The organism is Variovorax gracilis (assembly GCF_030317115.1).
Lineage (GTDB): Bacteria > Pseudomonadota > Gammaproteobacteria > Burkholderiales > Burkholderiaceae_C > Variovorax > Variovorax gracilis.
The window spans coordinates 15429-32523 of the sequence record NZ_JASZYF010000032.1 but is presented as its reverse complement, the minus strand read 5'-3'; the positions used below and the strand labels follow the sequence as shown (position 1 = coordinate 32523).

The window sequence follows — 17095 nt, the reverse complement described above, 5'->3', positions numbered from 1 at the left end:
CCTGCCGTGTCCATCTGGCGCCACGAACGCTGCTACCTTGCCATCGATTGCAACCGCGCGATGTCAAGAAAGGAGTCAACGAGTTGGTGTCGGGCACCTTTCAGGTGCATCGCGAAGACGTTTGCTGTCATCTTGACACCGCTGAGGGGGAGAAATCGGACATCGCTCCGGTTGTTGTCCGCCACCGATTTGCCGACCAGCGCAAACCCCAGTCCGGCAGCCACGAGACACAGCGCCGTGTGGATCTCCTTCGCTTCATACGCCACGCGAGGTTTAACGCCAGCCTGCTCCAGCGCCTGAATTGTGTGCCGTGCAAAGCTGCTGTTGGGGTCTTTGGGGTAGCTTATGAAGGACATCTGGCCAAGGTCCCTTGGCTTGAGGACCTTGCGTCGAGCGAGCGTGTTCTCCGACGGCAACGCCACAAGCAGCTGGTCGGTGAACAAGGGCACGCATTCCAAGTCTTCATCAGGGCTGAAGGGGCCAATCGTGCGGGCCAGCCCGACGTGAATTGACCCGCTGCGCAATGCTTCGCCCTGATGTTCCGTGAGGATCTCGGTCAGATCGATTCGCACTTTTGGCGCACTCGCGCTCAAGCTGCGCACAGCGTTCGGCAAGACCGAGAAGATCGTGGAGCGTGTGAAGCCAATGCTCAGCCATCCGGATCGACCCAGCGATAGGTCTTTCGCTTCTTCCAGCATGCGCTGCGAATCGGACAGCAGGAGCTTAGCTTTCGGATAAAGAAATCGCCCAAGCGGCGTCAACTTCATTGGGCGCGTCGAACGGTCGAACAGCTTGCTTCCAAGAAGCTCTTCGAGTTGCGCGATCTGCATGCTCACCGCCGTCGGCACCACGTGCAGTCGACTGGCCGCCGAGCTCGCGCTGTTCGCATCGACCACCTCACAGAAATACCGCAGCGACTTCAAGTTCATAAATACTGATCTTATGGTCAAAAGAGGTTGGTTGTGTTACTGGTTTCGTTCACTGAACATCGAGTCTGTTCCTTCACCACCCCTCGGAGACGAACTTGACTTTCAATGTGAACGAGCCGCAATGGCTTTCCCAGAGCCGATCCCTGTCGACGGCTGAGGTGTCTGATGCGCTGGACTTCTTCAATCTGCCTGGTAGCGCCTTTGGCGTTCGACCCATCGCGGGACCGTCCAAGCTTTTCGGACAGGCCTTCACGGTTCGCTTCGCTGCGATCGACCACTCTCAACCAGGCACCGTGGGTGATTTCATCGACCGGCTGGAGCCAGGCAGCGTCGCAGTGATGGACAACGGAGGCAGGCTGGACTGCACAGTTTGGGGTGGCATCTTGAGCCAGTTGGCCGCGCAAAAACGCATCAGTGGCACCGTCGTAAACGGAGTTTGCCGTGACACAGCAGAGGCCGACGAAGCGGGCTACCCGCTCTATGCCTGCGGCAAGTTCATGCGTACCGGCAAGGACCGCGTCCAGGTCGAAGCATACGAGCAACCGGTGATGCTGGGTGACGTTCGCGTGTGCCAAGGCGACCTGGTAATCGGCGACGCCGACGGTGTCGTGGTGGTACCTCGTCTGCGCATGCAGGAAGTGCTGACCAAGGCCCTCGAAACGCGTGTCATCGAGGCACAGATCCTGGAGGCTGCGCTAGCTGGCATGCCATTGGCCGAGGCCAGGAAGAAGTATGGCTATCACACGCTGCAGCGGTCGGCGACGACCCTCGCGGCCTGAGCGGCTGGCGCTCACCGCGACACCAATCAAACGAACCGGAGACAACTCATGAACACAACCATCAAATTCTTTCGCTCAGCCGCATTCAGTCTGGCGGCGTCTGCTGCCGCCTGCGGCGCGCTGGCGCAAGACACGTACCCCTGCAAGGTGGTGAAGCTCGTCTCGCCCTATCCGCCCGGCGGCACGACAGACATCCTTGCGCGGCTGGTCGCGCCCGGCTTGGCAAAGGAACTCGGCACCACAGTCATCGTGGACAACAAGGGCGGCGCGAGCAGCAACATTGGCACCGAGTTCGTTTCAGCCGCTCCGCCGGACGGTTGCACACTGCTGTTGGGCAACAACACCGGGATCGTCATCAATCGCAACCTTTACAAGCTGCGTCTCGATCCGGTGAAGTCGCTCACGCCAATCGTCGAGGTCGCTTCGGTGCCATTGGTGCTCTATGTCAATGCGGCCGAATCCGCAAAGACGGTTGACCAGCTCAGTGCGGCGATCAAGGCTGCGCCCGGCAAGTACAGCTTTGCCTCCGGCGGTAGCGGCAGCCCGCAACACCTGATGGGAGAAATGCTGAAGCTCGAGATGAAGGTGGACATGACCCACATTCCCTACCGCGGCCAGGGGCCAGCGCTTCAGGACGTGATTGCCGGACAAGTGCCGGTTGCGTTTGAAACGACCACCGCAATCGCTTCGCAGTTGAGCGGCGGCGGGCGCATCCGGGCGCTTGCGACGACCGGCAGCGCGCGCTCGAAGAATCTTCCGAACGTGCCCACGATGAAGGAGCTCGGTTATGACAACTTCGTGGTCGAGAACTGGTACGGCATCTTGGCGCCTGCCAAGACACCGGCGGCGCTGACCGAGCGCTTGAACCGCGACCTGGTCAAGGTCCTCAAGAGCCCCGAAGTGTCGAAGAGTCTCGCCGACATGGGCTCCCGAGACGTCGCGGGAAGTGCCGAGCAGTTCAACCAGTTCATCGCCAAGGAACTTCCTTACTGGGAATCGCTGGTGAAGCGCTCTGGTGCAAAGGTCGACTGATCGATACCCACTTATGCACCGGCTGCACTTGCACAGCCGGTGCGCCCATCCAACCCAATACTTTGCTGGAGATCTCTTGGCTACGTCCGAACAAATCACTCAGCTGCGCGACCTCGGCGCAGCGACCGTCTATGAGGCGCAAGGCGCCAAGGGCGCGCTCGACCACGGCATGAAGCCCATCGATCCGACGATGCGCCTCGCCGGCCCCGCCTTCACCGTCGACTGCCGGCCAGCGGACAACCTGATGCTGCACTATGCGGTGCAGAAGGCGAAGCCGGGCGACGTGCTCGTGGTCGATGCCAAGGGGTTCATGGAAGCCGGGCCTTGGGGCGACGTCCTTACGATCCAGGCCCGGAAGATTGGCATCGCCGGCCTCGTCATCAACGGCTGCGTGCGCGATGCCAACCTCATCATTGAACTGGCATTCCCGGTGTTTTGCCGCGGATTGTCGATCAAGGGAACCGGCAAGAATCAACCCGGAAGTATCAACGTCCCCGTCACCATGGGCGACGTACGCATCCACCCCGGTGACATCGTCGTCGGCGATCGCGACGGCGTCGCCGTGGTCCCGAAAGACGAAGTCGAATCCGCGATCGCCAGCAGCTTGGCGCGCGAAGAAAAAGAGGCTGGGCAACGCCGGGCCATCGAAGAGGGGGCGATGACTGTCGACTTGCTCAACCTGACGGACACGCTCAAGCGTTTTGGGCTTGTTTGACGGAGCAGCCTGTCCGGCGTGGCGACGTGCGCGAGAACCTCGCCGTGATTTGTGGCATCGAATTCTCAGCACTCTTGCCGCTCAAGTACCGCTTTGCAATAGATAGCCGCCTTTGCAGACCGGTCCGCGACTGACCGGTCATGGCAGGTTGCTCCAGTTCAACAAGCTCACGCAGATGTCTGCAACGGGCACGAAGCCGTAGATCCGGCCTGCCCTCCCCTTCGGCCGCTTTCGCTGCGAAGCCGTCGTCCGGCCGTTCGGCCAGCATCCCAGGGCGCGCCCAAGCGAGCCGGGGCTCACCGAAGCTCAAGGTTGATCTTCTGTCGCCAGAACTTCCCGAAGATGAAGGGGTGCGGGGGACGTCGTTGCCGGCATGAACTGACGCGCTAGGCGTCCTTGAAAGTTGGAGAACATGTCTCACGCGAGGTTGTGTCCGTCCGAAGTTTTTTGCCTTTTGCTGTCGCCCTTCCGTTTCGAGACGCCAGCGCCGCGGGCTAACTTCGCAAGACGTACTCGCCGCCGGCTCTTTCCGAGAAGGAAGTTGCTCTCAAGACTTGTCGAGAAACGCGCGGATGGCCGCGACGGAATCGTCGGGGCGGGTCAACAGAAACAAGTGGCCGCAATCGAAGACCTTGAGCTCCGAATGCCGGATCAGCATGCGCATCAGCTTTGCGTTGGCCAACGGTACCAAGGGATCGTCGGCTCCTGCCATCAGCAGCGTGGGCTGGCGGAGGCCAGGTAGCCAATGGATGCTGGTCCAGCCCGCGATCGCAACGAGCTGCAGGTAGTAGCCGAGCTTCGACTGCCATTTGATGTGCCGAAACAGCTCAGTGGCCGACGACGGATGGGCCCGGAAGTCGCCGCCATAGATGTCGCCGCTGATGCTGCGCGAGTACTTTGCGTCGGTATAGCGCCTTGAAGTTGCCATCTTCCACAACACGGTGGGGCTGGCCGGAATCATGGCTAGGCCAGCGGCGGTTGCGCAGAGAACGAGCCGACGGCAGCGGTCGCTGAAGCGGTTTGCGAACTCCTGTGCGGCGGCGCCGCCCCAGGAGACGCCCAGCACATCCGCCTGCCCGATCCGAAAGCGATCCAGAATCTGCGTGGCCATCCGCGCAATGCCACAGAGCCGATATGGCCCCTTCGGCAATTGCGATTCACCGACACCGGGAATGTCGAAGATGACGATCTCTCGCTCCGGCATCTTTTCAGCCAGCGGCGCGAGCAGCTCGATGTTGCCGCCGATGCCGTTGAACATCAGCAGAGGCACGCCCTTGCCGTTGCCCGCCTGCCGACCGACGCGCACAGGCAAAGGATCGGCGGCGGTGCCCAGATCCATCATCTCGATTGCAAACGTGTTCATTGATGAACTCAAGCCGAAAGCTCGCGCAAAGCCTTCTTGTTGATCTTGCCCACACTTGTCTTTGGGATCTCGGAAACAAAGGCGATGCGGTCGGATTCCGGAACTGCGAACTTGCTGATTCGCTTCGAGTCGACATGCCCCAGAAGGCGCTCTCGAATCGCACCTGGCTCGACCGCCATGCCCGGTGTGCGGATGACAAACGCCATGGGGCGCTCGCCCCACTTCTCGTCGCGCACGCCGATCACGGCGCACTCGTGCACGCCAGGAACTTCGGCGATCAGGCCCTCCACCTCGATCGAGGACACCCACTCGCCACCGGTCTTGATCACGTCCTTGATCCGATCGACGATCTGGACGAACCCGTCCGACGTCATGACGGCGATGTCCTGCGTGTGCAGGTAGCCTCCCACCCACAGCTCCTCGGACGCCTCGGGCTTCTTGAAGTAGCTCTGCGTGAGAAATGGTGCCCGCAGGACGATCTCGCCTTGGCCCTGGCCGTCGCGCGGCATGTCGCGCAACTCGTCGTCAACGGCGCGGAAGTCGACCAGCGGCACGGGCCGGCCCGCCGAGCATCGCATGCGCACCTCGTCGCGCCGATCCGTCGAATCGAAACCGGGCGGCAGCTGTGCCAGCGACACGATCGGCCCGGTCTCGGACATGCCATAGCCAGCGAACACGTCGATCCCGCGGTCGAGCGCCGCTTCGCACAGGATGGGCGAGAGCGCTGAGCCGCCGATGATCATCTTCCAGCCCGACAGGTCCTGCTTCCCGTCCTGGGACCCCTGCAACAGCATCTGCAGGATGGTCGGCACGCAATGCGAGAAGGTGACCTTCTCCGAATGGCGCAGTTTTAACAGCAAGTCCGGCGCGTAGCGGCCAGGCAGCACCGTCTTGAGGCCGAGCATCACGGCAACGTAGGGCAGGCCCCAGGCCAGCACGTGGAACATCGGCGTGATCGGCATGTAGACGTCCTCGCGGTGCAGGCGCTGGCCTTCCTTCTGCGCACCCAGGCTCGTGGCCGCGACCAGCGCGTGCAGGACGATGTCGCGGTGGCTGTAGCTCACGCCCTTGGGGTCGCCGGTGGTCCCGGTGGTGTAGAAGGTCGCGGCCTTGGTCTGTTCATCGAAGTCGCGGAATTCGAACCCGGGCGAGGCCTGCCCGAGCAACGCTTCGTACTCGCCGGCCAATGGCAGTTCCGTGGGCGGCACGGCCTGGCCGTCGGCCATCACCACGATCTGGCGCACGCCCTTGAGGCCATCCCTTATCTTCTCCAGCATGGGCACGAAGTCCGCATGCACCAGCACGATCTCGGCGTCCGAGTCGTTGAGCGTGTAGAGGATCTGTTGCGGCGACAGGCGCACGTTCACCGTGAACAGCGTGGCGCCCATCATCGGGATGCCGAAGTAGCTCTCCAGGTAGCGGTGGCTGTCCCAGTCCATGACGGCCACCGTCGTGCCGTGGCGCGCGCCGAGCGTGCTCAAGGCTGACGCGAGCTGCCCGATGCGCTGGCGGAAGTCGCGGAAGGTGTAGCGCATCTCGCCGCGATAGCTGATTTCCTGATCGCCGTGAAGGCTCAGCGAGTTGACCAGCAATTGCTTGATGAGCAACGGGTAGGTGTACGCCGACGGCGTGGCGGTGATGAGGTTGGGTTGCATTCTTGTCTCCGTTCTTGTCAGGGATTTGGCTGTCGTTCAAATGGCGCGGTGCGACGCGTTCATGCGCTGTTCGATCAAGCCAAGCACCTGGGCCTTCTGCGGCTCTGTCATTCGCGGCCAGGCGCCGATCTCCAGCGCGGTCCTCTTGCATCCCTGGCAGAGCTTCCCGCCCTGGTCCATTCGGCAGATGTTGATGCAGGGGTCTGCAATAGGATGGTTCTGGCTCATCGCGGTGTGCCGAAAGAGAGATTGGCGAAGTGGTCCGCAGGGAGTCCCAGCTCAGGCCGCGAGGCGCACGGGCACGCCGCGCTGGCCCTGGGCACGGTTGGGCGGCATGCCCAGGCGGGCCAGCGCCTCATCGGCGTTGCCCCAGGACTGGCCGATGCCGAAGATGCTGCGCGCCTCTTCGCCAGTGGCCACTTCACGGCGCAGCTCGCGCGCCTGGCGCACCACCATCTCGATCTGCTGCACGGAGCTCATGCGCTCGCCGTGCGGGCCGAACAGCGTGTCCTCGATGCCCACGCGCACGTGCATGCCCAGCGCGATGGCCATCGTGTTCATCGGGTAGATGTGACGGTTCAGCGTCTCCAGCGTGAGCACCGCGCCGTCGGGCGTGCGGCGTGCGAACTCCAGCATGTCGGCCGGATGCAGGCCCGCCGAGCCGCCGCCGATGGCCACGTAGTTGATGTTCAGCGGGCCGCTGTAGACGCCGCGGCGCACCATGCGCAGCAAGCTTTCAAGGCCGGTCAGGTTGCCCAGCATGAAGTGTGGCTGGATGCCGCTGGCCACCAGGCGTCGGATGTGCTCCTCGTACCACGACGGGTTGGACGGCACGATCATGTCGCGGTAGGCCGCCTGCACCACCGGGTTGGCCAGCGTGGTGCCCGCCACGTCGGCCGCGGTCATCAGCTCCATCACGTTCATCTGCTGGGTGTTCACGGCCACCGTCACCTGGTCGGGCTTGGGATCGAGCTCGGCCAGCATGTGGCGCGTGTCGTCGCTCAGCCACTTGGCGGCCTGGCCGTCGCTCTCGGGGGCAAACGAGATCGAGCCGCCGACCTGCAGGATCATCTGCGGCACCGCTTCGCGCAGGCGTGCCAGCATCTCGTTGAACTTGGACAGGCGCTTGCTGCCCTTGCCGTCGTCTTCGCGCACGTGCACGTGCAGTACGGTGGCGCCGGCGTTCCAGCAGTCGACTGCCTTTTGCACCTGCTGGTCCATCGTGACGGGGATGTCGTCGGAGTCGCCGGCGGCCCATTGGGGTCCGTAGGGCGCGACCTGGATCACGAGCTTTTGCTGGTTTTCAGGCAAGAGGGAATCGTCGAGGAAGTGCATGGTTGTCTCCGGAAAGGGTTCGGGTGGGGTTTCAGGTGGGGGGTGGGGTTGGGGGGGTGGAGTGGTGCGTTTCAGCCGACGGTCTCGCCATTGCGCTCGGCGTGTGCAGCGGATTCTTCGAGCAGGATCGGTGCGCCCAGGCTCATCGTGTGGATGCCCAGCACACTCACGCACTGCAGCACCGCGTTGATCTCTTCCTTCGTGGCACCGAGTTCGAGAGCCTTGCGGATGTGGCGGCGCACGCCCGGGCCGTGCATGTGGGTGCACGAGGCGTCCACGGCGATCGCGATGAATTCGACGGTCTTGGCGTCGAGCACGCCCGACACCATGGGCGCGACGCCCATGGCCATGAATTTCTCCGTCCATTGCGCGTCGAGCGTGGCAAAGGCATCCCAGGCGGGATTCCAGTTGCCGGTGTTGCGCATGCGGTCGCAGACCGGGGTGGTCGAGCGGGCGTTGTCGTGTGCTTGCATGAGTCTTGTCTCCTGGGTTGTTGCCGCGGCATTCAGGCGGCTGTATCGAGTGCCTTGATTGTTCCTGGAGCGGACATTCGGCAATTGACCTGCGGTGACATTCGTTTAACCTTCGGGGACGCAACGGACCCACCAATGACGAATCTCGTTCGCAGTGCCAGCCTGACCAACTACGCCGACGTTGCGCGTGCGGCCGGACTCGATCCGCTGGCCCTGCTCGCCGATGTGGGCCTCAATCCGGCCTGCTTGCACGACCCCGACCTGCGGATCCCGAGCGACGCGGTGCGGCGCCTGCTCGAGGCCTCGGCAACTGTCAGCAGAATGGACAACTTCGGGCTGCGCATGGTCGAGACTCGACAGCTCTCGAACCTCGGCGTGGTGGCGTTGGTGGCGCGGGAGGAGCCCACGGTGCGACGCATCGTGCGGGCGATGCTGCGCTACAGCCATCTGCTCAACGAGTCTGTCTACGCGAAGCTCGAGGAGGCCGACGGCGTCGCGGTGATCCGCGAAGAATTGCTCCTCGGCCAGGAGGGCTCCTCGCGGCAGGCGACCGAGCTTCTCGTCGGCGTCATGTACCGCAACCTCAAGTATTTCCTGGGCCCGGACTGGAGCCCGATCCGGGTTTGCTTCACCCATCCGCCGCCGCAGGACCCAGGCCTGCACATCCGCATATTCGGCTATGTCGTCGCCTTTGGACAGGACTTCAACGGGCTGGTCTGCACCACGCGCGACATGGATGCACCCAACCCGTTGGCCGATCCGGTGATGGCACGCTATGCCCGGCAGATGCTCGAAGCCACCGCTGGATCGGGTCGCATGGCCACGGTCGACAGCGTGCGCCACATCCTGCTCGTGCTGTTGGCCACGGGGGAGTGCTCGATCGACCAAGTGGCGCAGCAACTCGGCGTCGACCGGCGCACTGTGCATCGGCGTCTGTTGCGCGAGGGCACGACCTTCACCGACGTGGTGAACATGGTCCGGCGAGAGATGGCAGTGCACTACGTCGAGGACGGTACGCGCCCGCTGTCCCAGGTCGCCGAGTTGCTGGGTTTCTCGGCGCTCAGTGCCTTCTCGCGCTGGTACAAGCAGCAGTTCGGGGAGGTTGCCGGGCGGCGGCGCCGATCGGAGCCGCGCGCATAGTCGCCCGGCGCAGCGCCCAAGTGAGCGGCCGGAGCGGCCAGCACACTCGATCGTTGTCATTTCACCATCACGTAGTCGCCCGGCGCAGCGCACAAGGGGCGATGGGCGCGCGATCCGGCCTTGTCGGGCGCAGCGATCGATTCGCCCGATCTTTCCTGCATCCACGCGCGCCAGTGCGGCCACCAGCTGCCCTCCTGGCGCACCGCCGTGCGAGCCCAGTCGTCGGGATCGGCCTGGCGGCTGGGCGCGCTCGAGAAGAAGGACTTGGGCGCACCTGGCGGGTTGATCAGGCTTTGCAGGTGGCCCGCGTTGGCCAGCACGAAGGTGGTGTCGTCGCCGAACACGCGCGCCGTCGCATAGCAGCTCCTCCACGGCGTGATGTGGTCGGTGGTGCCGCCGATCACGTAGGCGCCGATGTCCACCTTCGACAGGTCGACCACAACGCCCTGGATGGTCATCGTGCCCGCGTGGACGTAGGGGTTCTTCTCCATGATGTCGAGCAGGTCGGAGTGGAACCTGGCCGGCAGCCGCGTAGTGTCCGCGTTCCAGGCCAGGATGTCGAAAGCCGGCGGCTTGTTGCCGAGCAGGTAGTTGTTGACCCAGTAGTTCCAGATCAGGTCGTTGGGTCGCAGCCAGGCGAACATGGCCGCCATCTCGGAGCCCTCCACCACGCCTTTGCGGCGCGAGCGCGATCGCGCCAGGCGCGCCGTCAAGCACGCACACCGCCCAGGAGACGTTGGCCACCTTGCGGTTTCCTGTGCCCGCAAGCCAGCCCAGATAGGCCGCCAGCGTCATGCCGCCCGAACAAGAACCCCACATGTTCACGTCAAGGCTGCCAGTGATCTCGCGCGCAACGTCCACCGCCTCGTCCAGCGCCATGGCGTAGTGCTCGAGGCCCCAGTCGCGTTGCGCGGCCGTGGGATTGCGCCAGCTCACCATGAACATCTGCACACCGCTGTCCACGGTCCACTTCACGAGGCTCTTTTCCGGCGCCAGGTCGACCGCGTAGAACTTGTTGACCTGGGGCGGCACCATGACCAGCGGGCGCCGATACACCTGCGGCGTGGTGGGCGTGTACTGGATCAGCTCGAAGGTCTCGCAGCGGTAGACCACCTGGCCCGGCGAGCTGGCCATGTTCTCGCCGATCTGGAACGGCGTGCTGTCCACCTGCCGGGGCAGCATGTTGTTGTGCCGCAGGTCGCTCACGAGGTTCCGGGCGCCTTCCACGAGGCTCATGCCGCCGGTGTCGACGGCCTTGCGCACCGCGACGGGGTTGCCCAGCAGCCAGTTGCTCGGCGCCAACGCATCGGTCACGAGGGCCGTGAGGAATTGCGCCTGCCCCTTCTCGCGCTCGCCCAGCGTGGACTCGGCGATGAGGCTGTCGAATTCATTGCGCGCGAGCAGGTAGTTCTGCATCAGGCGCTTGTAGACGAAGTTGCCTTGCCATGCGGGATCGGCGAAGCGGCGATCCTTGGGGTCGGGAGCGAGTTCGGAGTGGCCCTGGACGATCTGTGCCAGGGCCTTTGCATAGCGGGCCATGGCGCCGGCCATCGCGTCCGGCGACGTCGCGGCCAGTTCGAGCAATGTCTGCGCGGCTTGCGCGAGATCGCCGGCCCGCAGCTCCAGGAGCGGATTCGGCGCTAGCGTGTTCTCGCTGGCGCGTGCCACCAGGTCATTGAGTTCGTGGATGGCGACCATCGGGTCGGATGGCGCACGGCCGCGCTGCGCGGACGGCCTGGGCTGGATCGCTGGCTTCGCCAAGGAGGCCTTCTTCGGTTCGGGCGCCCGGGTGGAGGTTGGTGTCTGTGTGGCCATGTCTGGTCTCCTCGTGCCTGTTCCGGGGTCAGGCGATCAGCAAGACCATGGAGTGCGCCACCAGCGCCAGCTTGGCCTCGCCCTCGATTTCGATCGAGTTCTCGGTCGTGAGCAGGTGACGGCCATGGCCCTTGTCCTCCAGGGAAACGATGCTGACGTGGTTACGCACGCGCTTGCCCGCGCGCACCGGCGCCACGAAGCGGACCTTGTCCAAGCCGTAGTTCACGACCTGCTTGACGGCCATGCGCGAGATCAGCACCTCGAAGGCCGTGGATGCGAGCAGCGACAGGGTCAGGAAGCCATGCGCGATGGTGCCGCCGAAGGGGCTCTCGGTCCTGGCGCGTTCCCGGTCGACATGGATCCATTGCGCGTCGTTGGTGCACTCGGCGAACTCGTTGATGCGGGTCTGGTCGAGTGTGATCCAGGACGAGGAGCCGACGCGTTGCCCGGCCAGGCCGGCGAGGGATTGAAGCGTGAAATCAGGGGTTGTCATGGCAGCGGAAGATTTGGTTGGAAGATCGGAGGCTCAGCGGGCCAGGATAAGGAATGCGGCGACCAGGATCGCCAGGAACACCGTCTCGCTCACCATCAGCACGATCGGCTTCAGGCCTACGGTGGCAATGTCCTTCAGGTGCGATTTCATGCCGATCGCGGCCATCGAGATCACCAGCAGCCAGGTCGAGAGCGTCTGCAGCGCCTGCTGCAGGGCCGGCGGGATCAGGCCGATGCTGTTGATGACGACGATCACCGCGAAAGCCACCACGAACCAGGGCAGCAGTGGCGGCTTCGGGCCTGTCGCGCCGCTCGCGGCATGGTCCTTCCGGTAGGCCAGCGTGATGACGAGGATCACCGGCAGCAGCATCGCGACGCGCAGCAGCTTGACGATGGTCGCCACGTCGCCGGTTTCCTTCGACATGCCGTAGCCCGCGCCCACCACCTGCGCCACGTCGTGGATCGTGCCGCCGAGGAAGACGCCCGCCTCCTGGCTGCGCAGCCCGAGCAGGGTGGTGATCATCGGATAGAGCACCATCGCCAGCGTCGAGAGCGTGCTCACGCCGATGACCGTGAAGATGGTGGCGCGTTCCTTCAGCTTGTCGTCGGCTTGCAGGGGGATGACCGCGGCGATCGCCATCGCGGCCGATGCGCCGCAGATGCCCACGGCGCCACCGGTCAGCACGCCGAACCTGTTTCGATAGCCCATGAGGCGCGCCAGTCCCACGCCGAAGCCGATCGTCAGCGCTACCGACAGCACAGCCATCGCGACCGGCATGGCGCCGAGCGCCGTGATCTGCCCGAACGTGATGCGCACGCCGAGCAGCGCCACGCCGATGCGCAGCAGCGTGCTCGCGGAGAACTTGATGCCCGGCACGCAGCGGCCCTCGGTCGACAGGAAGTTCAGTGCCATGCCGAGCAGCAAGGCGAACAGCATCGACGAGATGCGGTAGTGCTCGGCCATCGAGATGGCGGCCACCGCCACCACCACCGATACCAGGATGCCGTGGAAGTTCGTGCGGGCGGGCTTGCGCCATCCGGCCAGCGTGAGGGATGCATTCATGGGGTAAATCGCTTGAAGGGGCGTGGAGAGGAGGTGTGCCGTTCGCGTTCAGGCCGCTTGCGGAGCGCCCCTGGCCCGGTTGCGCGCTGCATCGGACTCATAGCTGCGCGAGGCGAGCACGAAGAAGAGCGCAGCGACCAGCGCAAGCACCGGCGTCAATGTCAGTGCAAGCTTCAGCCCGATGACATCCGACAGCACGCCGACGATCAGCGGACCCGGTGCGAGGCCGATCAGGTTGTTGGCCAGGGTCATCGCCGCCGTCACCGTGGCGCGCACGCCAGGGTGCGTGACGTCGCAGACGATGGCGCCGGAGCAACCGCCATGCGCGGCGGCGAACAAGGCGCCGAGGAAGATCAGGCCCAGGCCCAGCGAGCCGGGCGGCAGGGCGAACGCGGCGCACAGGACCATCGCCGAGACCACCGAGTAGGCAGCAGGCACTAGCGCGCGGCGACCCGGGTGGTTGCGGCTGAGCCGGTCCGCCAGGCTGCCGCCGAAGATCATGCCGATGCCCGAGGCCAGCACCGCCACGCCGGCCATCATCCCGGCCCTCTTCACATCCACGTCGTGGTAGCGGCCGAAGTAGGTCGGCAGCCAGGCGATGAGCATGGCGGGCATCGCCATCTGCAGTCCGCTGGCGAGGTAGGTGAAATTGCCCGAGCGTGCAGCAAACACTTCGCGAGCGATTTGCGCCACGCGCAGGCGCTGGAATGCAGCGCCGCCGGGTGGAGCTTCGGGCGTCAACTCGACCGTCTTGTAGTCGCGCACGACGAATGGGTAGATCAGGGCCAGCAGCAGGCCCGGTGCGCCGACGACGAAGAAGGCCATGCGCCAGCCGGAATGGGCCGCGACTGCGCCGCCGAGGACCACGCCGAGCACCGAGCCGAACAGGCTCGCCGACAGGAAGGCGCCGAGCACGGCGGCACGTTGCCTGGCGGGGAACACATGCGCGAGCAGCGCGGCGCCTGCGGCGCCGTAGGCCGCCTCGCCCAGGCCCACGAAGGCCCGCGCCCAGAGCAGTTGCCCGTGGCTTTGCGCCAGGCCGCAGGCGACGGTCGCCAGGCACCAGACGAAGGCCATGAGCGTGATGCTCTTGACCCGGCCCCAGCGGTCGGCCACCAGCGACATTGGCACCGTCAGGACGCCCACGACGAGCGAGACCACGCTCACCAGCATCGCGAGTTGCGAGTCCAGCAAGCCCCACTCCTCCTTGAGCGCCGGGATAACGGCGCCGATGACTTGCCGCGACAGGTAGTCGGACAGCATCAGGCCGAAGGTGAGCCCGAAGACCACCCAGGCATAGACACGCGGCAAGCGGGCGGGAGGTGCGGAGAAGGGTTGGGCGGCAGTGGCCGGCAAGGAGGGGTTCATGGCATTTGTCTCTTGGGTGGTTCTGTGGGCGAGACGGGAACTTCGCTTGCAGGAAGTGTCTGTGCGCAGGGCCCTCGTCGATTGACGCAAGGGGACAGCGAATTACCCTCTCGGGACAACGCGGTGCCGTATTCCGAAGATCGACCACTGGCAGGGCTGCGCTCGTGACCGCAACCGCCTCAGTCCGCAGGCCGCGATGCGGGGGGCTTCTGCCAGCCCAGGGTGAGCAGGGCTCGCACAGACGCACTGAGAAGAACCATCAAACCCCGGTCTCGAATCCGAGGTAGACGTCATGCCGCCGGCAATGAAGAGCGTCGTGCCAACGACGGTATCTGACCGGCCGATGCAAATCCGATTGCACCCTTGCGCCGACAGGCGCAACATGCCTGATACAAGCCAGACACGGCAAGTTGTCCGCACAGTACACCCACCGCACGGACTGAAAGGACACGAAGATGGAAACCGCCCATGGCCTGCTGCGTCTTGCGCTTGTCTTCTTCCTGTCCGGAGGTCTCGCGTTCGCCCAGGAACCGGGCTCGAAGAAGGAGGCCGGAGACATCCTGACGTTCGACCTCGCCCACGCGAAGCCGTGGACCGGCGACCTCGACGGAATGATCGAGCGGCGTGTGATCCGCGTGCTGACCGTCAACAGCAAGACCTTCTTCTTCGTCGACAAGGGCGTGAGCCGCGGCGTCGTTGTCGACCACTTCCGGCTGTTGGAGGACGAGCTCAACAAGAAGCTTGCCGCCGAAGGCAAGCTCAAGAACAAGAACCTGAAGGTGCGGGTGGTCTTCATCCCGATGGGGCACGACCGACTGCTCGCCGGACTTGCCGCGGGCAAGGGTGACATCGCAGCGGCGAATCTCACGATCACACCGGAACGCCAGAAACTGGTGGACTTCTCCTCGGCCGGCATGAGCAACGTCAGCGAGGTCGTAGTGACGGGGCCGGCCTCACCGAAGATCACCGACCTGGACGATCTCGCTGGCAAGGACGTTTTCGTGCGCAAGTCGTCGAGCTACTACGAAAGCCTGGTTGCGCTCAACAAGAAGTTCGCTGTCGAGAAGAAGGCGCCGGTCAATCTCAAGGAAGCCCCGGAGACACTGGAAGACGAAGACCTTCTCGAAATGCTCAATGCCGGACTCGTCCCGATCGTCGTCGTTGACAAATACATCGCGGACTTCTGGAAGCAGATATTCCCCAAAGTCACCGTGCACGACAACGTGGCAGTCCGCACCGGGGGCGAGATCGCCTGGGCGATTCGCAAGGAGAGCCCGCAACTCAAGGCGCTGGTGGACGACTTCGCCAATCGCAACAAGGTCGGCACTGCGATGGGCAACCAGCTCCTGACGCGCTACCTGAAGAACGTCAAGTACGTGAAGGATTCGGCTTCCGCGGAAGAGCGCAAGAAGTTTCAGGCGCTGATCGACTATTTCCGCAAGTACGGCGACCAATACAACGTGGATTGGGTGTTGATGGGCGCTCAGGGCTACCAGGAGTCTCAGCTCAACCAGAACGCAAAGAGCAAGGTGGGCGCCATCGGCGTCATGCAACTGATGCCCGCCACCGGCAAGGACATGAAGGTGGGCGACATCACGCAGACCGAGGCAAACATCCACGCAGGCGTCAAGTACATGCGCTGGATGATCGACCAGTACTACGAGAAGGAACCCATGACGCCACTGGACAAGGCGTTGTTCGCCTTCGCCTCGTACAACGCCGGTGCGGGCCGCATTTCATCGATGCGCAAGGAGGCTGCCAAGCGCAGCCTCGACCCCAACGTCTGGTTCCAGAACGTGGAGTATGTGGTGGCCGAGAAGATCGGGCAGGAGACGATCACCTATGTCAACAACATCTACAAGTACTACGTCGGCTATCGGCTGATGCAGGAAAACCGGGTTGCGGCGAAGGAAGCCGTCGAAAAGGTCAAAGGCGGCACCAAGTAGGAGTTCGCTGTCTTGCACTCAGTGCGGCCCCGACATCTCGTTGCCCCCACCCGCACCGGCGCTCGCGCCTTGCGCCTTTGCGGCCACTTGCTGGCGAACCAGACCAATGTGCTCGCGTAGCGTAAAGGCTTCGCTGGCGTAGCTCACAGGGGTGCGGCCTCGCGCGGCGGCCTGCTCGATCCGGCCCAAGTCTTCCAGCCATTGCCGGATCGGCAACGCGCCGGTGCTTCGAGGAGCAGGTTGACGATTGGCGGCGACAACCCTTCGCGCGAAACCAACATCGCCCTGGTTCCGATCAACTTGACGTCAGTCACGGGAATGTGTTGTTCAATTGCGCTGATAGGCTTCCGCGCGTGCAGGCTCAACAGTTTCAAGTCAGGGTCGTGCAGGGCCTGAAAGATCGCCGGAAACGGCACAGGACCGATCAGGAACGCGGCATCGACCTGTCCAGCTTGCAACGCGCGCAGGGCGGGCAGGTTGGTCAAGGGCACCAGTTCAGTGTTGAAACTGGTGATGCCGTTCGCGGCGAGCAGCGGTTCCATGAACGCGCGCATACCGCTACTCGATGAGCCCACGGCGAGCCGCTTATAGCGAAGTTCATCAAACTGCGTGCACGACACTGTCGCGATAGAAGATCCACAGCGGCTCGTAGTACAGCGCGGCGAGCATAACCACCGTGCATGAACGCCACGTCGACGCCGGAATGTGGGTCTTGCAGCAAGCGCGCGTTCTCTTCCGCGCCGCCCGTCATGCGCTCCTCAACCGTCACGCGCTCGCGCGCCACAATCTCTTTGTAGCGCCGCGCGTACTGGTGGTACTTGCCGTCTTGCAGGCCGGACGCGAGCACGATGTGGCGCGGAATCGAGCGCTGCAGCAGCCATGCGCCAAGGATCCGCGACGGCGATGCATGCCACCGCGAGCGACGCCCAGCGCACCCGATCACGTCGTATTGTCATCGGCAAATCACGAAGTTTCATGCGCCATACCTCG

16 protein-coding genes and 1 pseudogene are annotated in these 17095 nt (G+C 64.0%); 5 read left to right on the top strand and 12 right to left on the bottom strand.

What is annotated here, in order from left to right:
* Window positions 1-32: 32 nt before the first annotated feature.
* Window positions 33-929, bottom strand: a complete 897-nt coding sequence (locus QTH97_RS31375; RefSeq protein ID WP_286572502.1) for a LysR family transcriptional regulator — start codon at window positions 927-929, stop codon at window positions 33-35.
* A gap of 107 nt (window positions 930-1036) precedes the next feature.
* On the opposite strand from QTH97_RS31375, the gene QTH97_RS31370 reads away from it, so the two are divergent.
* From QTH97_RS31370 to QTH97_RS31360, 3 genes are all read left to right on the top strand, one after another.
* On the top strand, window positions 1037-1708 hold the full coding sequence (locus tag QTH97_RS31370) for an RraA family protein (protein WP_286572501.1): 672 nt from the start codon (window positions 1037-1039) through the stop codon (window positions 1706-1708).
* Between the two features lie 48 nt (window positions 1709-1756).
* A complete protein-coding gene (locus QTH97_RS31365; RefSeq protein WP_286572500.1) occupies window positions 1757-2740 on the top strand; it encodes a Bug family tripartite tricarboxylate transporter substrate binding protein in 984 nt (327 codons plus the stop codon).
* A gap of 76 nt (window positions 2741-2816) precedes the next feature.
* Window positions 2817-3455, top strand: a complete 639-nt coding sequence (locus QTH97_RS31360) for a 4-carboxy-4-hydroxy-2-oxoadipate aldolase/oxaloacetate decarboxylase (RefSeq protein WP_286572499.1) — start codon at window positions 2817-2819, stop codon at window positions 3453-3455.
* 547 nt (window positions 3456-4002) lie between these two features.
* On the opposite strand, the gene phaZ is transcribed toward QTH97_RS31360, so the two are convergent.
* The 5 genes from phaZ to QTH97_RS31335 form a co-directional block, all read right to left on the bottom strand.
* Window positions 4003-4797: a poly(3-hydroxyalkanoate) depolymerase gene (gene phaZ / locus QTH97_RS31355; protein WP_286572498.1), complete on the bottom strand. Its 795-nt coding sequence runs from the start codon at window positions 4795-4797 to the stop codon at window positions 4003-4005.
* Between the two features lie 29 nt (window positions 4798-4826).
* Window positions 4827-6473: a fatty acid--CoA ligase gene (locus QTH97_RS31350; RefSeq protein ID WP_286572497.1), complete on the bottom strand. Its 1647-nt coding sequence runs from the start codon at window positions 6471-6473 to the stop codon at window positions 4827-4829.
* Window positions 6474-6509: 36 nt separating this feature from the next.
* On the bottom strand, window positions 6510-6701 hold the full coding sequence (locus QTH97_RS31345) for a DUF1289 domain-containing protein (protein ID WP_286572496.1): 192 nt from the start codon (window positions 6699-6701) through the stop codon (window positions 6510-6512).
* A gap of 51 nt (window positions 6702-6752) precedes the next feature.
* Window positions 6753-7808, bottom strand: a complete 1056-nt coding sequence (locus tag QTH97_RS31340; protein ID WP_286572495.1) for a beta-keto acid cleavage family enzyme — start codon at window positions 7806-7808, stop codon at window positions 6753-6755.
* A 71-nt stretch (window positions 7809-7879) separates the two neighbouring features.
* Window positions 7880-8281, bottom strand: a complete 402-nt coding sequence (locus tag QTH97_RS31335; protein WP_286572494.1) for a carboxymuconolactone decarboxylase family protein — start codon at window positions 8279-8281, stop codon at window positions 7880-7882.
* Between the two features lie 135 nt (window positions 8282-8416).
* On the opposite strand from QTH97_RS31335, the gene QTH97_RS31330 reads away from it, so the two are divergent.
* Window positions 8417-9421 carry an AraC family transcriptional regulator gene (locus QTH97_RS31330; protein WP_286572493.1) on the top strand — a complete coding sequence of 335 codons (1005 nt, stop codon included), beginning with the start codon at window positions 8417-8419 and terminating at the stop codon, window positions 9419-9421.
* Window positions 9422-9477: 56 nt separating this feature from the next.
* On the opposite strand, the gene QTH97_RS31325 is transcribed toward QTH97_RS31330, so the two are convergent.
* The 5 genes and pseudogenes from QTH97_RS31325 to QTH97_RS31305 form a co-directional block, all read right to left on the bottom strand.
* Window positions 9478-10074 (bottom strand): alpha/beta fold hydrolase, encoded by a 597-nt coding sequence (locus QTH97_RS31325; RefSeq protein WP_286572492.1) that lies wholly within the window; start codon window positions 10072-10074, stop codon window positions 9478-9480.
* Between the two features lie 373 nt (window positions 10075-10447).
* Window positions 10448-10837, bottom strand: a pseudogene (locus QTH97_RS31320) (class II poly(R)-hydroxyalkanoic acid synthase); the annotation flags it as partial.
* 427 nt (window positions 10838-11264) lie between these two features.
* Window positions 11265-11729: a MaoC family dehydratase gene (locus QTH97_RS31315; protein ID WP_286572491.1), complete on the bottom strand. Its 465-nt coding sequence runs from the start codon at window positions 11727-11729 to the stop codon at window positions 11265-11267.
* A gap of 33 nt (window positions 11730-11762) precedes the next feature.
* Entirely contained in the window at window positions 11763-12791 is a 1029-nt protein-coding gene (locus QTH97_RS31310) for a YeiH family protein (protein ID WP_286572490.1), read from the bottom strand.
* Window positions 12792-12839: 48 nt separating this feature from the next.
* Window positions 12840-14159, bottom strand: a complete 1320-nt coding sequence (locus tag QTH97_RS31305; protein ID WP_286572489.1) for an MFS transporter — start codon at window positions 14157-14159, stop codon at window positions 12840-12842.
* A 455-nt stretch (window positions 14160-14614) separates the two neighbouring features.
* Here QTH97_RS31305 and QTH97_RS31300 point away from each other — a divergent pair, with 455 nt between their 5' ends.
* The gene (locus QTH97_RS31300) at window positions 14615-16105 is read left to right on the top strand and encodes an MltF family protein (protein ID WP_286572488.1); all 1491 of its coding nucleotides are present in this window, start codon (window positions 14615-14617) and stop codon (window positions 16103-16105) included.
* Window positions 16106-16248: 143 nt separating this feature from the next.
* Here the strand turns inward: QTH97_RS31300 and QTH97_RS31295 are convergent, their stop codons facing one another.
* Window positions 16249-16725, bottom strand: a complete 477-nt coding sequence (locus tag QTH97_RS31295) for a TAXI family TRAP transporter solute-binding subunit (RefSeq protein WP_286572487.1) — start codon at window positions 16723-16725, stop codon at window positions 16249-16251.
* Window positions 16726-17095: the final 370 nt, after the last annotated feature.